The sequence below is a fragment of the Mucilaginibacter sp. 5C4 genome, assembly GCF_034345625.1.
Taxonomy (GTDB): domain Bacteria; phylum Bacteroidota; class Bacteroidia; order Sphingobacteriales; family Sphingobacteriaceae; genus Mucilaginibacter; species Mucilaginibacter aurantiaciroseus.
On the sequence record NZ_CP133775.1, the window covers coordinates 4,263,768 to 4,284,827 of the forward strand.

Annotated in this window: 16 protein-coding genes; 7 read left to right on the forward strand and 9 right to left on the reverse strand. The window is 43.8% G+C overall.

Annotation, left to right across the window (positions count from 1 at the left end):
* Window positions 1–285: 285 nt before the first annotated feature.
* Window positions 286–1,557 carry a serine--tRNA ligase gene (serS, locus tag RHM67_RS19930; protein ID WP_322229111.1) on the reverse strand — a complete coding sequence of 424 codons (1,272 nt, stop codon included), beginning with the start codon at window positions 1,555–1,557 and terminating at the stop codon, window positions 286–288.
* Between the two features lie 102 nt (window positions 1,558–1,659).
* Here serS and rsmI point away from each other — a divergent pair, with 102 nt between their 5' ends.
* Together rsmI and lnt are read left to right on the forward strand one after the other, a co-directional pair.
* Entirely contained in the window at window positions 1,660–2,397 is a 738-nt protein-coding gene (gene rsmI, locus RHM67_RS19935) for a 16S rRNA (cytidine(1402)-2'-O)-methyltransferase (RefSeq protein WP_322229113.1), read from the forward strand.
* A 66-nt stretch (window positions 2,398–2,463) separates the two neighbouring features.
* Window positions 2,464–4,077, forward strand: a complete 1,614-nt coding sequence (gene lnt, locus RHM67_RS19940) for an apolipoprotein N-acyltransferase (RefSeq protein ID WP_322229115.1) — start codon at window positions 2,464–2,466, stop codon at window positions 4,075–4,077.
* Window positions 4,078–4,259: 182 nt separating this feature from the next.
* Here the strand turns inward: lnt and RHM67_RS19945 are convergent, their stop codons facing one another.
* From RHM67_RS19945 to RHM67_RS19965, 5 genes are read right to left on the reverse strand one after another with little or no spacing between them, the layout of a single operon-like run.
* On the reverse strand, window positions 4,260–5,108 hold the full coding sequence (locus tag RHM67_RS19945; protein WP_322229117.1) for an N-acetylglucosamine kinase: 849 nt from the start codon (window positions 5,106–5,108) through the stop codon (window positions 4,260–4,262).
* Window positions 5,105–5,488 (reverse strand): response regulator, encoded by a 384-nt coding sequence (locus tag RHM67_RS19950; RefSeq protein ID WP_322229120.1) that lies wholly within the window; start codon window positions 5,486–5,488, stop codon window positions 5,105–5,107. Before RHM67_RS19950 ends, RHM67_RS19945 begins: the two co-directional genes overlap by 4 nt.
* 40 nt (window positions 5,489–5,528) lie before the next feature.
* On the reverse strand, window positions 5,529–6,842 hold the full coding sequence (locus RHM67_RS19955; protein WP_322229121.1) for a TolC family protein: 1,314 nt from the start codon (window positions 6,840–6,842) through the stop codon (window positions 5,529–5,531).
* A 5-nt stretch (window positions 6,843–6,847) separates the two neighbouring features.
* Window positions 6,848–9,970: an efflux RND transporter permease subunit gene (locus RHM67_RS19960; protein WP_322229123.1), complete on the reverse strand. Its 3,123-nt coding sequence runs from the start codon at window positions 9,968–9,970 to the stop codon at window positions 6,848–6,850.
* A gap of 5 nt (window positions 9,971–9,975) precedes the next feature.
* On the reverse strand, window positions 9,976–11,049 hold the full coding sequence (locus RHM67_RS19965) for an efflux RND transporter periplasmic adaptor subunit (protein WP_322229126.1): 1,074 nt from the start codon (window positions 11,047–11,049) through the stop codon (window positions 9,976–9,978).
* 237 nt (window positions 11,050–11,286) lie between these two features.
* Here RHM67_RS19965 and RHM67_RS19970 point away from each other — a divergent pair, with 237 nt between their 5' ends.
* The 4 genes from RHM67_RS19970 to RHM67_RS19985 all read left to right on the forward strand — a co-directional run bounded on the left by RHM67_RS19970 (window position 11,287) and on the right by RHM67_RS19985 (window position 14,132).
* The gene (locus RHM67_RS19970) at window positions 11,287–13,071 is read left to right on the forward strand and encodes a peptidase M61 (RefSeq protein WP_322229128.1); all 1,785 of its coding nucleotides are present in this window, start codon (window positions 11,287–11,289) and stop codon (window positions 13,069–13,071) included.
* 129 nt (window positions 13,072–13,200) lie between these two features.
* Window positions 13,201–13,356, forward strand: a complete 156-nt coding sequence (locus RHM67_RS19975) for a lmo0937 family membrane protein (protein WP_322229129.1) — start codon at window positions 13,201–13,203, stop codon at window positions 13,354–13,356.
* A gap of 84 nt (window positions 13,357–13,440) precedes the next feature.
* Window positions 13,441–13,854 (forward strand): hypothetical protein, encoded by a 414-nt coding sequence (locus tag RHM67_RS19980; RefSeq protein ID WP_322229130.1) that lies wholly within the window; start codon window positions 13,441–13,443, stop codon window positions 13,852–13,854.
* Window positions 13,818–14,132: a PAS domain-containing protein gene (locus RHM67_RS19985; RefSeq protein WP_322232210.1), complete on the forward strand. Its 315-nt coding sequence runs from the start codon at window positions 13,818–13,820 to the stop codon at window positions 14,130–14,132. Before RHM67_RS19980 ends, RHM67_RS19985 begins: the two co-directional genes overlap by 37 nt.
* A 109-nt stretch (window positions 14,133–14,241) precedes the next feature.
* On the opposite strand, the gene RHM67_RS19990 is transcribed toward RHM67_RS19985, so the two are convergent.
* Together RHM67_RS19990 and RHM67_RS19995 are read right to left on the reverse strand one after the other, a co-directional pair.
* The gene (locus tag RHM67_RS19990; RefSeq protein ID WP_322229132.1) at window positions 14,242–16,188 is read right to left on the reverse strand and encodes a TonB family protein; all 1,947 of its coding nucleotides are present in this window, start codon (window positions 16,186–16,188) and stop codon (window positions 14,242–14,244) included.
* A gap of 2 nt (window positions 16,189–16,190) precedes the next feature.
* Window positions 16,191–16,562: a BlaI/MecI/CopY family transcriptional regulator gene (locus tag RHM67_RS19995; protein WP_322229134.1), complete on the reverse strand. Its 372-nt coding sequence runs from the start codon at window positions 16,560–16,562 to the stop codon at window positions 16,191–16,193.
* A gap of 130 nt (window positions 16,563–16,692) precedes the next feature.
* Here RHM67_RS19995 and RHM67_RS20000 point away from each other — a divergent pair, with 130 nt between their 5' ends.
* Window positions 16,693–18,096 carry an MBL fold metallo-hydrolase gene (locus RHM67_RS20000; protein WP_322229136.1) on the forward strand — a complete coding sequence of 468 codons (1,404 nt, stop codon included), beginning with the start codon at window positions 16,693–16,695 and terminating at the stop codon, window positions 18,094–18,096.
* 52 nt (window positions 18,097–18,148) lie between these two features.
* Here the strand turns inward: RHM67_RS20000 and RHM67_RS20005 are convergent, their stop codons facing one another.
* On the reverse strand, window positions 18,149–20,980 hold the full coding sequence (locus RHM67_RS20005) for a hypothetical protein (RefSeq protein WP_322229139.1): 2,832 nt from the start codon (window positions 20,978–20,980) through the stop codon (window positions 18,149–18,151).
* Window positions 20,981–21,060: the final 80 nt, after the last annotated feature.

The following is a 21,060-nucleotide window of genomic DNA, read 5'->3' on the forward strand; positions in this document are numbered from 1 at the left end:
TCACTATATTAGCATTCTAAACCTTTTGTAATGAATAAAATTTATGCAATGTTACTCTATTTAGCTGCGATAGTTTTATGGATAGTAGCAGTAGTAGCGTTCATCACGGTGCTTCTTCAACGCGACAAAAACGGGGATTTTTTCTACAATATTGGCTATATAATCGGAACTTTCATTGTGCCATCGTTAATTATATATCTTGGTATTAAAGTATTCAAGACAGGTAACAAGTTTGTAAAGAAAGTGAGCCTTTAATTTTTTTCATAGGGGGAGATCAAACTCTTTTTAATCTATCCACTCAAACTTCGTATAAGGCACAAGCGCCTCAGGTATTTTAATACCTTTCTCCGTTTGGTTATTCTCTAACAACGTAGCCACTATACGTGGTAAAGCTAAAGCGCTACCATTAAGTGTATGGGCCAGTTGAGTTTTACCCTCGGCATTACGGAAACGTAATTTTAAGCGGTTGCTTTGGAAGGTTTCGAAATTTGATACAGATGATACCTCTAACCAGCGTTGCTGCGCGGCGCTCCAGGTTTCCATATCATAGGTTAGGGCGCTGCCGAAACCCATATCGCCGCCGCAAAGGCGCAATACACGATATGGCAAGCCAAGTTTTTGTAACAGGCCCTGTACATGTGCGCTCATATCTTCCAATACCTCGTACGAATTATCGGGGTGTACCACCTGTACTATTTCTACCTTATCAAACTGGTGCAGGCGGTTTAGGCCACGTACGTGTGCGCCGTAAGAACCTGCCTCGCGGCGGAAACAGGGCGTATGTCCACAATTTTTAACAGGCAGTTCATCGCCTTTCAAGATCACATCGCGGTACATATTGGTGATAGGCACTTCGGCAGTAGGGATCAGGTATAGATCGTCCACACCTACATGATACATCTGTCCTTCCTTATCCGGCAATTGGCTTGTACCAAAGCCCGAAGCCGCGTTCACCATTAATGGCACACTTACTTCGCTATAACCTGCTTTTTCGGCTTCGTCAATAAAAAAGTTGATGAGCGCGCGCTGCAGTTTGGCACCTTTGTTTTTATACACAGGGAAACCGGCACCGGTTATTTTAACACCCAGTTCAAAATCTATCAGATTATATTTCGCGGCAAGCTCCCAGTGCGGCAAGGCATTGGCGGGCAATTCCGGGATGCTACCATTCTCCAGTACTACTTCGTTCTCTTCGGGCGTTAACCCTTTGGGTACTGATGAGTGCGGCAGGTTGGGTAACTGCACAAGCGCGTCATAAAGCTCTTTTTCTGCTTTTGCTAATTCTTCATCAAACTTTTTAATACTCTCTTTTGAATTGCCGGTTTGAGATTTTAGCACTTCTGCCTCTTCCTTTTTACCGGCACGCATTAGTTCGCCAATTTGTTTGGCAGATGCATTGGCCCTTGCTTTTTCTTCTTCTCCACCGCGTTGCGCAATCGAACGTTCGCTATCCAGTTCAAGGATCCTATCTACCAATTCGGGCTGTTTAAAATTTTTTACAGCCAAACGTTCTAAAACCTGTTCCCTGTTATCGCGGATATAACTAACTTGCAGCATTGATTTTATTTTAAAAGGCAAAGATATAAATTAGTTGATGGTTTGTGGTTCATGGTTCATAGCCGAATTACACTTTTGACCATCAACTATCAACCATCAACTATGAACCCAACACCCACCGGCAAACTATATTTAGTACCCACACCCATTGGCAACCTGGAGGATATGACCTTTAGGGCTATCCGCATTTTGAAGGAGGCCGACCTAATACTGGCCGAGGACACGCGTACCTCCGCGCCTATGCTAAAGCACTTCGACATCCAGAACAAGGTATTCGCGCATCATCAGCATAACGAGCGTCAAGCCAGCAACGAGATCATCAAATTCCTGCTGATGGGCCAAAACATCGCGCTGATCTCTGACGCAGGTACGCCTGCTATATCCGATCCGGGGTTTTTCCTGGTGCGCGAGGCTTTGAAGTTCAACATAGCTGTAGAGTGCCTGCCCGGTGCAACGGCTTTTGTGCCTGCACTGGTTAATTCTGGTTTCCCTACCGATAAGTTTTGCTTTGAGGGGTTTTTACCGTTGAAGAAAGGCCGCCAAACCCGCTATAAATTCCTGGCGACAGAAGAGCGCACCATTATACTTTACGAGTCGCCGCACCGTTTATTAAAAACGCTCGACGAAATGGCCACCTTTTTCGGTGCCGACCGCCAGCTGTCCGTATCGCGCGAGCTGACAAAAATGTTCGAAGAAACTGTAAGGGGTACAGTAACCGAGGTAAAAGCATATTTTGAAACCCACCCGCTTAAAGGCGAGTTTGTAATGTGCGTTGCCGGTGCCGCGCCCGCCGAGGATAAAAAGAAAAAGAAATATGCTGAGGAAGAGGAGGAGGATTAGCCTCAGTCCACTTCCCCACACGTCATTACGAGGCGCGAAGCAATGACGTTAGTTTAATAAAACCAAATGAAAAAAAACCTATTACTCTCTATATTCTCCGGACTGCTGCTTTGGGTTGCCTGGCCGCCTACACAGTACACCACGTTTTTTTTATTTGTGGGCTTAGTTCCGATGCTGCTGGCGATGGAAAACATTATTCAATCTGATGCTAACGGGAAAGGCAAAAAGATCTTTAATACCACATTCATAGGGTTTTTCATCTGGAATACGCTTTGTATCTATTGGGTGTATAACTCATTAAAAATTATTGGGCCTATTGTTGCAATACCTATTACTTTAATACCTTACGCGCTTGGGCCCTTGTTAATGGCTACGGCTTGCTGGTTGTATTACAGGGCAAGGCTGATAGCCGGCCGTACGCTTTCACTTATCGCGCTGGTTTGTTTTTGGATAGGCTACGAATACCTGCACCAAAGCTGGGACCTTAACTTCCCATGGATGACGCTTGGTAACGGCTTTGCCACTTCGCATAAATGGGTCCAGTGGTATGAATACACCGGCGTTTATGGTGGCACCATCTGGGTATGGGCAATAAACATCCTGCTGTTTTTACTTTATGTTGGCTTACGTGAGAAACAGGCTAAGCACACCCAGAAAAAGCTTATTATCAGCATTACTTTAGTTTTAATACTGCCTTTAGGCCTGTCGCTTTTTAAATATTATAGCTACAAGGAACAGATCAATCCATCAAATATTGTAGTGGCTCAACCCAATATTGATCCTTATGAGAAAGAGGGCATCATCCCTATTCAAACGCAAATAGAAGCGCTTACACATCTTTCAGATTCTATTGGCCAACGCAATACCGAATACTTTATCTGGCCCGAAACCGCCCTTTCGCAGGACATGGACGAGGATCATATTTATACCGAAGCCAGCTACCTTCAAGTAAGGAAGTTTTTAACCCGTTTTAAAAACGCTAACGTTTTAACAGGTGGCGAAACACATAAATTCTACAACAAACGCGCTACAAATACGGCAAGCGAAATGCCAGGTCAGCCGGGGGTATTTTATGACCGGTTTAGTACGGCCATCAATATCGAAAACTCATCTAAAGTACAGTTCTATCATAAATCGAGGTTAGTGCCCGGGGCAGAATCATTGCCCTTTGGCAATACTTTATCATTCCTGAAACCTGCCTTTGAACATTTGGGGGGTGCAACGGGCGCTTATGGCATCCAAACGGAACCAACCGTACTGTACTCGCAAAGTGGGATAGGCGCTGCACCAGTAATCTGCTATGAATCTATCTGGGGCGAATGGGTATCTAAATACGTAAAGCAGGGCGCGCAATTCATCGCCATTATCACCAACGATGGCTGGTGGGAAAACACCTCGGGTAAAGACCAACATTTGGATTACGCCAAGCTCCGCGCCATTGAAACCCGTCGCTGGGTTTGTCGCTCGGCTAATACAGGTATTTCGGCATTCATTAACCAGCGTGGCGATATTGTGCAGCAAAGCAAATGGTGGGTACGTACCGCATTAAAGCAGGATATCAATCTAAATTCAGATATTACTTTTTACGTGGAGTATGGCGATTACCTGCCTAAGATCGCGAGCTTTTTAGCCGTGCTTGGGATATTTTTGATCGGGGTAAAGAAGGGGTTTAGTCACTAAGCAAGCTACCCCAATACTGGTCTAAGTTTTCAATTTAGACCTAAAACAAAGCAAGCTTTCGGCTTGCGAAACAAGCCACTAAATAGGTTTAAAATTCATTGGATAGTACTGTTAAGCTGAAAGCTTAACTCATTTTGGGTCTAAGTTGAAAACTTAGACCAGTGATGGAGGCCAGTAATAGCCTATCCCCTTTTCAAAATAAATTCCATCAAATCTGCAATGGGCTGGCGGATGATCTTGCCTATATGCACATCATTTTCTTCGCAAACGGCTTTTAGCTCATCGGCAAAAACATAGGCAATAGAGCCTACAAAATGGCATTTGAATTTATTGAATTGCGGGTAAGATTTGATGTTGGTATCTACAAATTCAAGCAAGCCTTTTCTCAGCAGCTCCTGCCCATATTCCGATGCGCGAATCTCTGTTAAAAATTTAGAGAAACTTGCCAGGTAGGAATTTGGCCGTTGCTTTTGATAGGTATTAATAATAACTTCTTCCTTCTGCAGGTTATAAGCAGCCTTAAATTTGGCATTGATCTCATCGGGCATATTGCCGTACAGGTAGTCGGTTACCAGGGCTTTGCCAAACCATGTGCCCGATCCTTCATCGCCCAGTGCATAACCCAGGCCGTGCTGCCCGTCGTGGATGTCCTCGCCATCAAAAAAAGAAATATTGGAGCCTGTACCTAACACACAACAAAAACCCTTCTCCTGCCCGCAGGTGGCGTACGCCGATGCCAGCAGGTCGCTGTCTACACTTACATAGGCATTCGGGATCAAACTGCTGATAGCATTAGATACGATCTCGTGCCTGTCCGGGCTGGAGCAGCCCGCGCCAAAAAAATAGATCTCGGTAATATCCGCGGCCAGCGCTACCATATCAGGCACTTGCTCCTGGATGATCTTGGTTATTTCCTTTTCAGTTAAAAAGTATGGGTTTAATCCGGCGGACTTAAAAGCTTTGTTTTCCTGGCCCGGTGCTGAGAGTAGCCAGTCTGTTTTTGATGATCCGCTATCTGCTACTAATATCATGTAATAAGTTCCTCAAGCGCCTGGAGGGTAAGCGGCTTATGAACAAACTGGGCAACGTATTTATTGCTTTTTGAGTTGTTCATGTCGGTTGGATTCAGAGACGAGGAAAGCATAAAGATCTTCACTACGTCCTTATTGTCCAGATCAAGCGCTTCGTACTCCTGTAAAAACTCAAATCCACTCATCATAGGCATGCGGATATCCAGGAAAATAGCGTCGGGCTTAACGCTCCCATCGCGCAAGGCGTTTATAGCATCTTGTGCTGATTGTATTACAATTATGTTATCTGCGAAGTTGGCAGTCTCTAAAATTTTACGCGTGACAAAGTTGTCAATAAAATTGTCATCAATGAGCAGGCATGTATTAAAGCGAATAGGCATCGTTTTTCAAAAATAAACTTTTAATGCAATTAAATATAGTTTATTGAATATTTATGCTGTTGGTTATTTGCTGCAAGGTTACTTCGGCCATTTTTGCCTGGTATTGTGCCGAAAAGAACTTGGATTGTGCATCCAGGTAGTTCCTTTGCGCTTCGCGGATCTCTAATTGGGTGATGTTACCTATCTTATATTTCTCTAACGAGATGTCCAGGTTTTTTTTAGCCAGTTCCACGCTGGATTGCCCTATCTTGATCAGATCCAACCCCGAAATGTAGGCCACATAAAAATTGCTGATCTGCGCTTCCACATCCAGCATCACCTGCTTTTGGCTTAGGTCGGCATTGGCAATTTGCAGTTTGGCATTGCGTTCGCGTCGCCATTGGTTAAGGCCGTCGAATATATTTACAGAAGCCGTTAAGCCATAAGCAAAACCATGCGCATTTTGGCTAAGCGTAAAGCCTGCCGGTGTTTTGCTATTGCTGAATGTATAGCCGGATGTTACCCCAATAACCGGGTATCGGGTTGATTTTACCTGGCGCAGACTGATCTCGGCAAGGCGCTTATTTATTTGTGCCGATAATATGTTAGGATTTTGCGCCTGGGCTTTGGTGATAATATCGCCTAATATCAACATGTTGTTTACCGCTATGGTATCGCCAACAACAAAATCTGTTTGCAGGTTGCGCACCAGCAGTTGGTTCATCTGAATTTTTGTTTGCCGGTACTGTTGCTGTTGTGTTATCAGGTTTGCCGTATCGGTATTCAAATTCACCTGGGCATTGTAAACATCCAGTTTGGAAACGCGGCCTACGGTAAACTTATCGTTAGAATAGCGCAGTTGCGTGCGCGAGATCTCTATCGCACCGCGTAAAGCTTTTATCTGCTCAGTTTGGTTTATGAGGTTATAGTAAGTATTGATAACATTGGCAACCGTGCTTTGAATGGTATCCTGCAAACGGATGGCGCCCAGTTTATCCTGCTCCTTCAGTATATCATAATTAGCGAACATATTAAAGCCATCAAATATGGCCCAGTTAAGGTTTACGCCGTAATTATTGTTGTTGTTATTGGCGGTAAGGTTATTAACCGTACCATCGCTACGGGTTTGCTTTATTTTTTGATTACTGGCGTTAAGCGCACCACCGCCGGTTACTAAAGGCAGGAACCCGGCATTACCAAGCGTTACATTATTACCCGCTATGGTAGCGTTATTTTGCGACAGCTTAATATTGTAATTGTTCTTTAGTGCTATTTCAACGGCTTCTTTCAGGGTAAGCATAGGGCCATACTGCGCCTTTGCACCCGCAACGGTAGCAACGCAAAAGATCAAGCAAATTATTTTTTTAAGATTCATATTGCTTAAAGTTTTTCGATTAATAAAGGCGCTTTGGTTTCCACTTCCTCTTCCGGCTCATGATCAGGATCGCGGCGGGTTTTAGCGGCGAACACCATGTACATGGTTGGGATAACATATAGGGTTAATACCAGCGAAAACAACATCCCCCCAATAATTACAATACCTAACGATACGCGGCTTTTTGCACCTGCACCCAATGCTAACGCAATAGGTACCGAACCTAGTACCACTGCCAAACTAGTCATTAATATAGGGCGTAAACGCGATGTGGCCGCCTCAACAACAGCTTCATATTTACTGAGGCCATGCTCCATACGCTGGTTGGCAAACTCTACTATCAGGATGCCGTTTTTGGTTACCAAACCTACCAGGGTAATGATACCTATCTGGCTAAATATGTTAAACGTTTGATCGAACAACCAAAGCGACAGGAACGCCCCAGATATTGCCAATGGCACGGTAAGCATCACAATAAACGGATCCACAAAACTTTCGAACTGGGCGGCAAGCACCAGGTAGATCAGCAATAAGGCAAACCCAAACGCGAACAGGATGTTTGACGAACCCTCGGCATAATCCCTTGATGGGCCGCTCAATGCGGTGCTAAAAGTATCATCCAATAATTTAGCTTTTATACGTTCCATTTCGGCAATACCATCGCCTACTGTTTCGCCCGGTGCAAGGCCTGCCTGTAGCGTTGCCGATTTATACCTATTAAAGTGATAGATAGACGGCGGGCTGGCGCTTTCTGTAACCTTCACCACGTTATCAAGCTGTACCAAGCCACCTTTTGTGCTGCGTACATAAACAGATTTCAGATCCAGCGGCTGGTCGCGGTTGGCGCGGTCTACCTGGGCAATTACCTGGTATTGCTTACCGTTGATGAGGAAGTAATCTAACCTGCCGGCGCTATAGTATAATTGTAGTGTTTGAGCGATATCATCTACCGAAATACCAAGGTCGCGGGCACGGTCACGATCTGTAGTAACCCTAAGCTCCGGCTTGGTGAATTTTAAGTTAACGTCCGCTCCCTGGAAGACCGGGCTTTTAGATACCTCGGCAAAAAACTCGGGCAGTACCTTTCTTATTTTTTCAAAATCCTGGTTTTGAATCACATACTGCACCGGTAATGATGTACGTGCGCCGCTACCACCGCCGCTTATGGTTTGCTCCTGCACCACTATGGCGCGGGCATCGGGCATTTGGGTTAATTTTTTGTTGAGCCAGTCGGCAAGTTCTTGCTGGGTGCGTCCGCGCTGGTCAGGAGCTACCAAACCCACACGGCCAAAGCCCGAATTGGCAGAGCCACCGCCGCCAAACGATGGGGATACAATTTCCAGGTTAACATTTGCTTCGGGAATAGAATCGGCAACCAGGTTGGCAACCTTATCCATATAGCGGGTCATATACTCGTAAGTGGCACCTTCAGACCCGGTAACCGAGTAACGCAACAGGCTACGGTCATCAAGCGGTGCCAACTCTGACGGGGTTATTTTAAACAGCACGCCGGTTAGTGCCAACGAACCGCCAAGTATCACCCATGAAACCCATGTTTTCTTCATGAAGTTAACCAGCGTTTCGGTATAGCCGGTGGTCATGCCTACAAAGAATGGTTCGCTCCACTCATAAAACTTCGATTTCTTTTGGTTCTTGCGGATCAGCTTTACGTTCAGCATCGGTGTTAGCGACAGCGACACAAACGCAGAGATCAACACCGCCCCGGCGACGACGACCGCAAACTCGCGGAATAACCTCCCGGTAAAGCCCTGTAAAAATACGATAGGTAAGAACACCGCGGCCAAGGTTACCGATGTAGATACTACCGCGAAGAAGATCTCTGCACTACCTTCAAAAGCCGCCTTGCGGACGGCCATACCGGCTTCTACTTTTTTATAAATATTCTCGGTTACCACAATACCATCATCTACCACCAAACCCGTTGCAAGCACAATCCCCAGCAGCGTTAGTATATTGATAGAGAACCCAAACACATACATAATAAAGAATGCACCGATCAGCGATACCGGGATATCTATCAGCGGTCGGAAAGCGATCAGCCAATCCCTAAAGAACAGATAAATGATAATTACCACCAGGATGAACGAGATCAGCAAAGTTTCTTTTACCTCGGCAATAGAGTTGTTAATGAACTTGGTATTATCTAAAGCCACCTTTACGGTAATATCGGGCGGTAAGTCTTTTTTGATCTGATCTAAACGCTTATAAAAATCTTCGGCAATTTGCACATAGTTGGCACCCGGCTGCGGCACAATGGCCAAACCAACCATCGGGATACCAGATTCTTTCAATGATGTTTCCTCATTTGCAGAACCTAATACGGCATAGCCAATATCGTTAAGCCTGATCACCCGATTGATATCTGCACGAATGATGAGGTTATTAAAATCTTTCTCTGTAGTAAGTTTACCCAATGCACGGATGGTGATCTCGGTATTGTTACCTTCAATTTTACCTGCGGGCAACTCTACGTTCTCACGGGCTAATGCTGCACCAATATCGGTGGCAGTAAGGCCAAGGGATGATAATTTATTAGGATCGATCCATAAACGCATGGCGTACTGGCGCTGGCCTTGCACGTTAATGGTACTTACACCGGGGATAGTCTGCAAACCTTCCAACAATACATTCTCGGCGTAATCATCCACCTGGGTAATGTTACGGGTGTTACTGCTTACGGTAAGGGTGATGATCTGGTCGGCGCTGGCATCGGCTTTAGTAACTACCGGCGGGGCATTAATATCCTGCGGTAACTGGCGCTGCGCCTGGCTTACTTTATCGCGCACGTCATTGGCAGCAGTTTCCAGATCGGCATCCAGATCAAACTCTACAGTGATGTTACTGGAACCTACCGAACTTGTGGATGATATATTACGGATACCCGGTACACCGTTAATGGCTTTCTCTAAAGGTTCGGTAATTTGCGATTCGATAACATCCGAGTTGGCACCCGAGTAACTGGTAGATACTGAAATAATAGGAGGATCTACCGAAGGGAAATCCCGCACACCCAAAAACTTGTACCCAATTATACCAAATACAACTATCACAACAGATAATACTGTTGCCAATACAGGTCTCTTTATACTTACGGAAGATAAACTCATATTGGTTATTTGATAACTTTAAGTATCCTAACCGGCGCTTTGGGGCGAATTTGGATCAAGCCTGATACGATGATACTATCTCCGGCTTTTAAACCATCTATGATCTGGATCTTGGTATCGGTACGCAGGTCTGTTTTTACATCTTTAGCTACCGCGATACCGTTTTTATACAGGTATATCTTGCTGCTCTTCAGATCGGGAATCACACATTCGGTTGGTACCATAATGGTTTTAGGGATCTGATCGAGTGTTAACTTTATCTTGGCGAAAGCGCCTGCTGTTAAAATATTTTTAGGATTAGGAGATTTTGCACGCACGGTTATGGTACGCGAGTTGGCATCCAAAGCCGGCTCAATGGCGTAAACTGTCGCTTTGAAGGTTTCCCTAGAGCTTTCTACCATAAAGCTCACCTTACTACCCATCCCGATAATTGGCAGGTAACGCTCAGGTACCGAAAAGGTAACCTTTGCAGGGTCGATATTTACCAAAGTGGCAATTGATGTAGATGGAGAAAGATAACCACCCGGACTAACAGTTCTTAAACCAATAACGCCAGAGAATGGCGCACGAATTTCGGTACGGCTTATTTGGGCTTTAACCACATCGGCCTGTGCCTGTAACGATTGTAAGGACGATTGCGAGGTTTGATACTCCTCCTTACTTACGGCCTCTTTTTGGTATAATATTTTGTTGCGGTTATTGATATCGCGGGCAAGCACCATTTGCGCCTGGTATTGTTGTAAAGATGCCTGCAAGTCTTGGTTGTAAACTTTAACAAGTAACTGCCCTTTTTGTACACGGGTACCTTCTGTAAAGTATATGCCGGTAATGTTACCCGCGGTTTGGCTAATCAGGTTTACCCTTTCGTTGGCATCAATAGTACCGGTAATATCTATCTGGTTGCTTACAGCGGTATCTTTAACCACCATTACGTTTACAGATACAGGGCCATTTTTACGTTTGCCTTTACCGGCAGCGGCAGCACTGTTTTGTTTACCCCTTTTACTAAAGAATTTGTTATAAATTAAGAATGCAACAAGCAGCGCAAGTAATGTGTAAATAATATATTTGGCTTTCATATCTGCTTATTAGGGGTATAAGTATCCATTTATAGTTTTATTTAGGCAAACCTTGTGTAAATATAAACTGTTAAACCATCGCCTGTATATATTGATGGTAATACATGATATAGTATAACGGGGCCAATTTGCAATATTAATCGCTTAACTATCAATTTAATTGCTTGTATCAAGCATTTTACATCGCAACTATTTTCACCCCATTTATTTAAAAACATAAATTTTATAACTTGCCGCATGAAAAAATTGCAACTATCAGCACTACTTTTAACCCTATTTTTTATGAACGTAACTATGGGCAGCGCAGCTGGCCTTGCTAAAATATCCTACAAGGTTAGTTTCCCCGAAGCACAGGCACATTATGTAGATGTGGAAATGACCATATCCGGCCTTGCACAGCCATCATTGGAAGTTAAAATGCCCGTTTGGGCACCCGGCTCATACCTGGTAAGGGAATTTGCCAAAAACATCGAATCGTTTGGCGTTAGCGCTGATGGCAAAGCGGTATCGGCACCCAAGATCAACAAAAATACCTGGAAGATAAATACTACCGGCCTTACATCGGTAACGGTAAAATATAAAGTTTACGCGTTCGAGTTATCGGTGCGTACGAGCTTTATCGATGTATCGCACGCGTTCCTTTCTACCACAGGCATTTTCCTGTTCCCTAAAGGCATGCTGGCACAACCATCAACCATCACCATAAAACCTTATAAAGAATGGAATAAAGTATCTACCAGCCTGGAAATGGTTAATGGCGATGTGTTTACCCGTACTGCACCAAACTACGACATCTTGTACGATTCTCCGTTGGAAATTGGCACCCAGGATATATTCGACTTTGATGTTGCTAACACCCATTACGAAGTAGCGATGTACGGCGGCGGTAACTATGATAAAGAACGCCTTAAGAAAGATATGGCTAAGATCATCGAGGCCGAGGCGGCTGTTTTCGGCGAAAACCCTAACAAACACTACACCTTCATCGTTCATAATAAAGCACGCAATGGCGGCGGTTTAGAGCATTTAAGCTCTACAGTTTTAGGCGCATCACGAGATGGTTATACCAACGAGCGTACTTACCACGGCTTTTTAGGTTTGGTAGCGCATGAGCATTTCCACCTGTGGAATGTGAAACGTTTACGCCCAATTGCTTTAGGCCCGTTTGATTATGATAACGAAAATTACACCACCAACCTTTGGATAGCCGAGGGCTTTACGGCCTACTACCAGAACATCATTTTGCGTTACGCTGATCTGGCTAATACAGAAACCTTCCTGGGCGATATGGTAAGCGACATTAACACCGTGGAAAACCAGCCGGGCACCAAGGTGCAACCGTTATCAGAGTCGAGCTTTGACGCGTGGATAAAAAGTTACCGCCCTAACGAGAACTCGTACAACACGGGCATTTCTTACTATGATAAAGGCGCAGTTATCGGCATGTTGTTAGACCTTGAGATCATCAATAACAGCAATGGCAAATACAGCCTTAACGATGTAATGAAGTACATGTACGATACTTATTACAAAGGCAAAAAACGCGGTTATACTGACGCGGAGTTTAAAGCAGGCTTTGAAAAATTCGCGGGTAAAAACCTAAATGATTTTTACGCACAATACATTAATGGCTTATCTGCTATTAAATATGATAAATACCTGGGCTACGCAGGTTACAAATTAGTTGATGACCTTGCAGCTACCAATGATGCAACCTTAGGCATCGCTGTTAATACCCGCAATATCATCACCACTGTTTTCCGCGATGGCGCGGGATGGATTGATGGCCTAAACGTTGGCGACCAGATCACTAACATTGATGATACCCCGGTTACCGACCTAACTGCCATTAAAGGCAAAAAAGCAGGCGACAAAATTGTGGTCACCGTAAGCCGCGATGCGCAGGCATTTAAGATCCCGGTTACGCTAAAACGTAACGATAATGTTAAATACACCATTACCGAACTGCCCAACGCTACGCCACAGCAATTAGCTGTACGTAAAAAATGGTTGAAATTGTAATTGAATAATATCCTTTTTATAAAACCCCTGTTCGGAAACGGACAGGGGTTTTTTCGTTCTAAGCAAAAACCTTAAAACATTTTTAAAGGATTTAATATTAGTATATCAACACTTTAAAAACCATCAACCATGAACTCTTTATTATATACAATAGCCGTTATCCTGATAATTGGCTGGGCAATAGGCTTTTTCTTTACTGCCGTAGGTAGCCTTATCCATGTATTACTTGTAATTGCGGTAATATCCGTGGTATTGGGCATTATACGCAGGCCTACAGCGGTATAACCGTTTCCGGCATAAAATAAAAGGCCGGGCTTTGTCCCGGCCTTTTATGTATCTGCTTGTCTTTTATTAATAGTTCTTCCGATCATGAAAATTCCATTCACCCCGCAGTTATTCGGCGACCTTATTGAAAAGGGTTACACATACGTTTTGGCAAGTACCTCTGCCGCCCCATCGTCGGCAGAGGCATCAAACATGGTTTTAAAACCGGTAAGGGAAAAACCAAAATTGATTGCCCCGCCCTATGGCTACTATACCTTTTACAAAATAACGCGCGAGCCTATGCAGCTTGCCTGTGGCGTTGAAGGGGTAACCGATGAGGTTGATTACGCCACGCTTAACCAAACCATAACCGGCGAAGATATTTTTGAGGATAGCTATTTTAGGATGAGTGAGGATTTTTTCCGCCTGGTGTTGGATAGCCTGGAGGATTACGCCGTTATCATCATAGACAAAATGGCGATATCAACAGCTGGAACAGCGGTGTCGAGCGTGTTTTAGGTTATACCGAAACGGAAGCGGTAGGCCAATGCGCAGATATGTTTTTTACACCTGAGGATGTTGCTATAGGGGCCCCAGAATATGAGCTAAACACCGCGTTAAAAGAAGGGCGCGCTATTGAAGAACGCTACCACATGCGCAAAGATGGATCCCGCTTTTGGGGGTCGGGTTTTGTGTTCCCATTGTTTGATGAGGAAGGTAACCACAGAGGCTATACCAAAATTATGCGCAACCTGAGCGAGGAGGAAAACGCGAGGAAAAAAGGATCACAGCTTTAAATAGATATGAGATTTGAGACCTGAAACCAAATTATTTTCAATTCTAATACACATAAAAAAAGCTGGCCTGTTTACACAGGCCGACTTAGTTAAAATTATAACTGATTGATTATTTAACTTTTAAACCTTTTTTAGTTGTTATTAGCACAACACCATTCTCTCCGCTTGTTCCGTAAAGAGAGACTGCTGATTTATCTTTAAGTATCGATATATTTTCTATCTCGCTCGCTGCAATTAATTGCATTTTATCCTGCTTAATAATTTCGCCATTAAGCACATACAGGGGGTTGGTTCCATACCCATTACGTATTTTTATTAATGGTGATACTTGGCTGGTGTCTGAATAATTATTAAGCGATTTTGAAGGCATATAACCAGTTTTGGTTGGCTTGTCATCAGTAGCCAATGCAAAGTTTATTGGGATTGTGTAAGCTGTTTTAACTGCCTGGCCATCATGTATACCTGGTTTCCAGGCAGGGCTCAAACTTATTACACGTAAAGCTTCCTTATCTATATCAGCACTTACGCTCCTAAGCACCTTTAATCCGGTTAATTGCCCATCTTCCTCAACAAAAAATGTTATAATAACCCTGCCCTGGATGTTTTTTTCCCTTGCATCTTTAGGATACCTAACATTTGCTCCAAGCCATTTGTAAAGTTCTTTATCCCCCCCGGGGAAGCTTGGATACTGGTCAACTTTTGTATAAACCTTGTCGCTTTTTGTAGATGGTGATACTGCGCCAACTTTGCCGTTACTTTTATCAATGGAAAAACTGATTGGCACCGAGTATTGTACACGCACCTTTCTTTTATTTTGTATGCCTGCGTTCCATTTTGGTGAAGCCTTTAATACACGTACAGCCTCTTCGTCGGTACCGCTACCTAAGCCTCTTACTACTTTAATATCCGTAAGAGAGCCATCTTTTTCAATCACAAAAGTTAGAATAGCGCGGCCCTGTACATTCTTTTTTACTGCCTCAGCAGGGTATTTTAAATTTTTAGCTAAATACTGATAAAAAGCCTCCTGCCCTCCCGGGAAGCTTGGTGACTGTTCTACCGCTGTAAAAACAATATCTTTGGCACCGGGTATGGTATCCGGATCCACCTTTGGTAACTTATCCTTTTTAGGGTCGTAGGTAACAATGGTTGTTTTGTAGGTGGTATCGGTTAATACCGCTTTTGCAGGTGCTTCAAAAACCTTTTCGGCTTTGTTGTGGATGGCACTTACCGCCTTGCTATTTTCTATTGTTGCCGATGATAGTACCAGCATCAATATAAATAGCGGTGCCGAGAGGCCATATTTGATCAGCTTTATGCGCTGCGATCTGTTTTTCTGTAACATCATGATCCGTTTTTTTAGTAAACTGTGATTGTAAAATGGGTTAACTAATTGGTGTGCCGGCGTGGCAAACGTTTGGCTCAGCAATAACAATGCGTACTCTGCCTTGTTAGTACCTGCTTTAAGCGTATGCCTGTCGGCGATGTACTCGTGCACGTGTTTAATAGCAAACCGGTATAAGTAAACCACGGGGTTAAACCAATTGATGATCATCACCGCTTCTATGATCAGCACGTCTGCTGAGTGGAATTGGCGTGCATGCACCAGCTCGTGGCTTTCTATAACTTCTTTGCCATTTATACCATCGCTTACCCTTATCTTGCTAAAAAAAGAATAGGATACTGATGGTGAAGGGTCTTTTATTATCTGTCGTAATAGTATCAGCTGTATAATAAGCTTTATAGCTAAGATCAATACCCCTGCCGCGTATAGCGCAACCAGCACCTGGCCTATGGTTACGGGGTTATCTTTAATGGGAGCCAGATCTGTTATGGTGATGGCACTGCCGTAAATACTGTATTGTACCTTTTGGGTAATGAACAGGCCTTTAACCCATTCGCTTTGTATCAGCGGGATAAAAAACGAAAGGATGGCTGTACCAACCAGGTAAACACGGTTAAGCTGAAAAAATGTTTCGCGGCGCAGCAATAAGCTATAGAAGCCGAAAAACAGCGTCAGGTAAATATTTACCAGCAATAAATAATGCCACCAATTCATAACTATTTGTCTTTTAGTTTTTCAATCAATTTCATGATCTCATCAGCCTCTTTCAGGTTAATTTTTTCCTTGTTCACAAAAAAGGAAAGGATCCTGTTTACCGAGTTATCAAAATAGCCGCTCAGTAATTTATCGGCCGCGAAGTTTTTGTATTGCTCTTTGCTCACTATCGGGTAATACTCGTGGCTTTTACCAAATGCGTTATGGTCTACAAAACCCTTGGTTTCCAGTATCCTGATGATGGTTGACACCGTGTTATAGGCGGGTTTCGGCTCGGGCAAAACGTCTAAAACATCTTTTACGAAGCCTTTTTCCAGCTGCCACAGCACTTGCATTATCTGTTCTTCGGCGCGGGTTAAATCTTTTATTTCCATTTAATTAAGATGATTATTGTTACGTTAGTACTAAGGTATATCATATAAACCAAATTTACAACTAAATCTTTAGTTTATTTTATTTAAACTTTTAGTTGTCTATTTGGTTCTCCAAAACAACCTATTATAAATGGATATTACATTTCACGGAGCTGCCCGTAACGTAACCGGCAGCAAGCACTTATTACGTTTACAGGATGGTACAGGCATACTTTTAGATTGCGGCATGTTCCAGGGCCTTGGCGAGCAAACCGAGGACATGAACGAGCACTTTGGCTTCCCCCCTAAAAAAGTTGACCACCTCATCCTGTCGCACGCGCATATAGATCACTGCGGCTTGATACCACGCCTGGTTAAAGAAGGTTTTGAGGGGCCAATTTATTGCACTGCCGCTACTATGGACCTGGCGAGGATACTTCTAATGGACTCCGCCAAGATCCAGATGCAGGATGTGGAGTATAGCAATAAGCAGCGCAAAAAGAAAAATGAGCCACTGCTGGAGGCTTTATATACCGAGGAAGACGCGATAGCCGCTTTAGGCCAATTTAAGATAGTAGACTATAACGAGGAATACCACATTAACCCCAACCTTAAATTTAAATTTACCGATGCCGGGCATGTTTTAGGTAGCGCCGCCGTACATATTGCCGCAACAGAAAATGGCAAAAAAACCTATATAACCTTTAGTGGCGATGTTGGCCGCTACGGCGACCTGCTATTGAACAGCCCGCAAACCTTCCCGCAGGCCGATTATATTTTGCTGGAATCTACCTACGGTGATTCGCTGCATAAGGACATAGGGCCTATTGAGGATGCGTTGTTAGAGATCATCAAACACACCTGTATCGAAAAAAAGGGTAAAGTAATTATCCCTGCATTTAGCGTTGGCCGCACACAGGAACTTTTATACGCCCTGAATACTTTGGAACTGAAAGGTGAATTGCCGGATGTGCCTTATTATGTAGATAGCCCGCTATCTGAAAAAGCTACCCAGGTTTTAAAGAACCACCCCGAAGTGTATAATAAAGGTGTAAAAGAAGTAATGAAGGTTGATGCCGATCCGTTTGGGTTTAAAGGCCTACGCTTTGTGCAAACTACAGAAGAATCCATCGCGCTAAATGACGATGTAAGGCCTTGCGTAATCATTTCCTCATCGGGCATGGCCGAGGCAGGGCGTGTGAAGCATCATATCAAAAACAATATAAACAACCAAAAAAACACCATATTAATGGTTGGCTACGCCGAGCCAAACTCGTTAGGTGGCAGGCTTGCCCGCGGCGAAAAAGAGGTTCACATTTTTGGAGAGCAATATCAGGTGAATGCCGAAGTACAATCCATCAAAAGCATGAGCGCCCACGGCGATTATGAAGACCTGCTGCATTTCCTATCCTGCCAGGACCCAAAGCTGGTTAAAAAGCTTTTCCTGGTACACGGCGAGTACGAGGTGCAACAGCACTTTGCCGAAAAGCTGAAAGAGAAAGGCTTTAATGATATCCAGATCCCTTACCAGCACGAGAAAGTAGTTTTGGAATAGTATAATCAATTTAATGAGCCACCTGTTATCAATAGCAGGTGGTTCATTAACACTAATTCTTCTTATTAATAATTGCCTCTGCCGACCGGCAAACGGCACCCACCTGTTTGATCTCTTTATTTTTAACAAGGCTTTTTTGCATTTGATCTAATGCAAAATCAGAGATCTGCCAGCCTAATGGGAGTACAGGCCATATTTTTTCTCCGGTATTACCAATGGCTTCATTTGTGGGGCGAATTTGGGTGTAGGTATATCCTCTTCTTATCGCTCTGGCATAATTTTGCCCCTCCCTTGCATCTGCAATGGTACTAATAAGGCTCAGTATCCCGCTTGGCGGGGCCAATGGCTCAAATAAATGCGCTGGCTTACTGCTGGGGAACACTTTGATACCATTTGGAAGCGATAAAATATGCACTCCAACGTGTTTATATATCGTATCGGTTAATGCCAGTTTTGCCCTTGCCCGTTCAAATACATCGATAATAGCTCCCGAAGTTTCTGCGGCAGAATTGTCCCACGTGCCACCATCGGTATAATTATGTTCGCCATAAAGTTTTGCGGTTGGGCTTACATACGGGAACCTTGCGCTTAAAAAAGCTGCGGTGCTCAGGCGCAGGTCGTTGTCTTTTCTGATCTCCTGCTCAGGAAACTCTGCCCCGGGGAAATCAAGCGAATCCAATATCAACGATGCAATTACGCCCCTTTGGCCTTTTTTAGCATCGTAAGTATTGGGGAAAAATAATGGCACTTCATAACCCGTTTTATTTAATATATCGTGCATTTTTATACCGAGGTGGATACCTTTATTACCGCAGTGGCGCTCCCAATCTTCTTCCTGTAACTTACTACGGTCGTCCCAGGCTTTGTTTGATAAACCAAATGCGGAGGCAATAGCATCCCTGCCCAACAGCCCCACAACATCCGCCGTTAGATAGTCGTAAGTAAACACCTGTTTAATATTGGGCGGATAAAAGATGCGGTCTTTGCCGGGAGTATTAAATTTTTCTATTCGTGACCCTATAACAAGCGAAAAACCAACCGAACCACCGGAAGCCCCGGAGCATGAAAATACATAATGCTGAAAATCCCGCGCGGTGCTGTCTGCATTGCGGCCATCCATAACAAGGCTATCGAGCGTGCCCATTATCATCGATGTCCACGCGGCTGCACGGATGCCTCCCCCATGTGCGTTCACAAAAAATACCGGGAAGTTTTGCCCGTTGCCATTTTGCACCATTTTAGCGATCTCCGGCCGCCTGTTGCGCAGCCAGTTTGTTGCATAGTTCTCCAGGCTATCGGCATAGGGTTTATAATCTTTTTGCTGTTCTACTATAATATTATGATAGTTGGTTGCTTTGAACACCGCAAAGCAAGTTGTAATAACCAGCAAAATGCTTACATATTGCACATTACGGCGTTTGCCCAAATACATTAAAAAGGCAAAAAATAAAAGATAACCCGCAACACCCGAGAAAACAACAGGCATTGTCCAGAAACGGTCTATCCGGATAGCGTTTTGATAAACAGGTCTAAAATTAAACGCAACAAATATCAACCCTAATGCCAATGCACTAAAAGTTATAAATGGTGCTATCTTCCAGCTATTTAAAGCAATATCACAGGTACGCAGTGTGGTAGTTATCAAAAAGATTAAAGATATGATCAGCAGGTCTAAACTTAAGTAGATCAGGTAATCTGGTTTGTTGATGTGATGCCCGCCACTTATTCCCCAACACAAAATCAAAGCGCCAAGTACAATAACTGTGCCCCAATACAACGGCTTATTTACACTATTCCCTTTTTTGAAGATCTTATCAATGATGTTATATTGCAATATAATGCTGTAAATAATTGCTACTATAATAGGGATAGCCATTGGCGGTATCTGCGAAAGCGGGTACTCAATATGGTACTTTTGCATTGTTTGCAATATGCCGGCAGCGGGTATCACAAATGCTATACAGCCCAGCAGCCTGCCGGCATCAACCTTACCGGATGGGCGGCTATCTTTTTTATCATCCGTTACAAAATCTACCGGCCCAAGCCAAAATTGTTTGAACGTGATTTTTTGAGCATTATCAATTGCTTTTGGTAAATGCCAGCACAATGCGGCCAAAACCGTTACCGAAAATAGGAAATACACACAGGCAACCCGGGTACCATTAATAGTAACCAAAAGGTCCTGCCCCTGGTCACTTAAAAACAACACCAGGAAAAATAAAATGAGCGTTATAAATACGATCCGAAACTGCCATAAATAACCAATGGCACCCAGGAGGTTATCAGATACCAGCTTTATCCAACCGGCCCATTTTTTAAGTTCAAAGGCTTTTTTTATGAGAAATGTTACCAGTACTACAATACATAACCATTTAATTGTGGCCGGCAGAAAGATCCTGAAGCTACTGATGCCTCTGAGGTTGGAGTGCAGTGCCTGGTAAGTGCCCAGGTTTTCTATGATATCTGTTACACATGCCAATATGATCAAACCTGAATAAAAGCCTGCATTTTTAACGTGCTTATGAGCGGCTAACCGCAGAAAAAGCAATGCAAAAACAAGTGTGTAGAATGTAATGAAAAGGTAGTCGGATTTGTTCTGATCTTCGGCTACTTTGATGCCGTCGATAGTTTTATGGGAGGTACTGTCAGAAAATATGAGGACAGTTTCGGTATTGCTCTTCCAGTCCTGCAATATTGCACGCTGAACCGAATCACTTGTGTTAAGTTGCCAAGACACTGGGCCATGTGGCAGGTGCTGCGACTTTAACAACCAGGCATTTTGATTAACGATAATAGCGGCCGTAATTAAGCCACACATTAACAGAAAAAATAGTGGCCTGAAATGCGCTACGCACCAGGCTTGGAACTTTTTAAATATCAGCATGTTAGTAAGGTTTGGGTGCCGGAAATTTAACAAAAAACCAAACCGAAACCAAACAAAAAAAGCCTCACATTTCTGCAAGG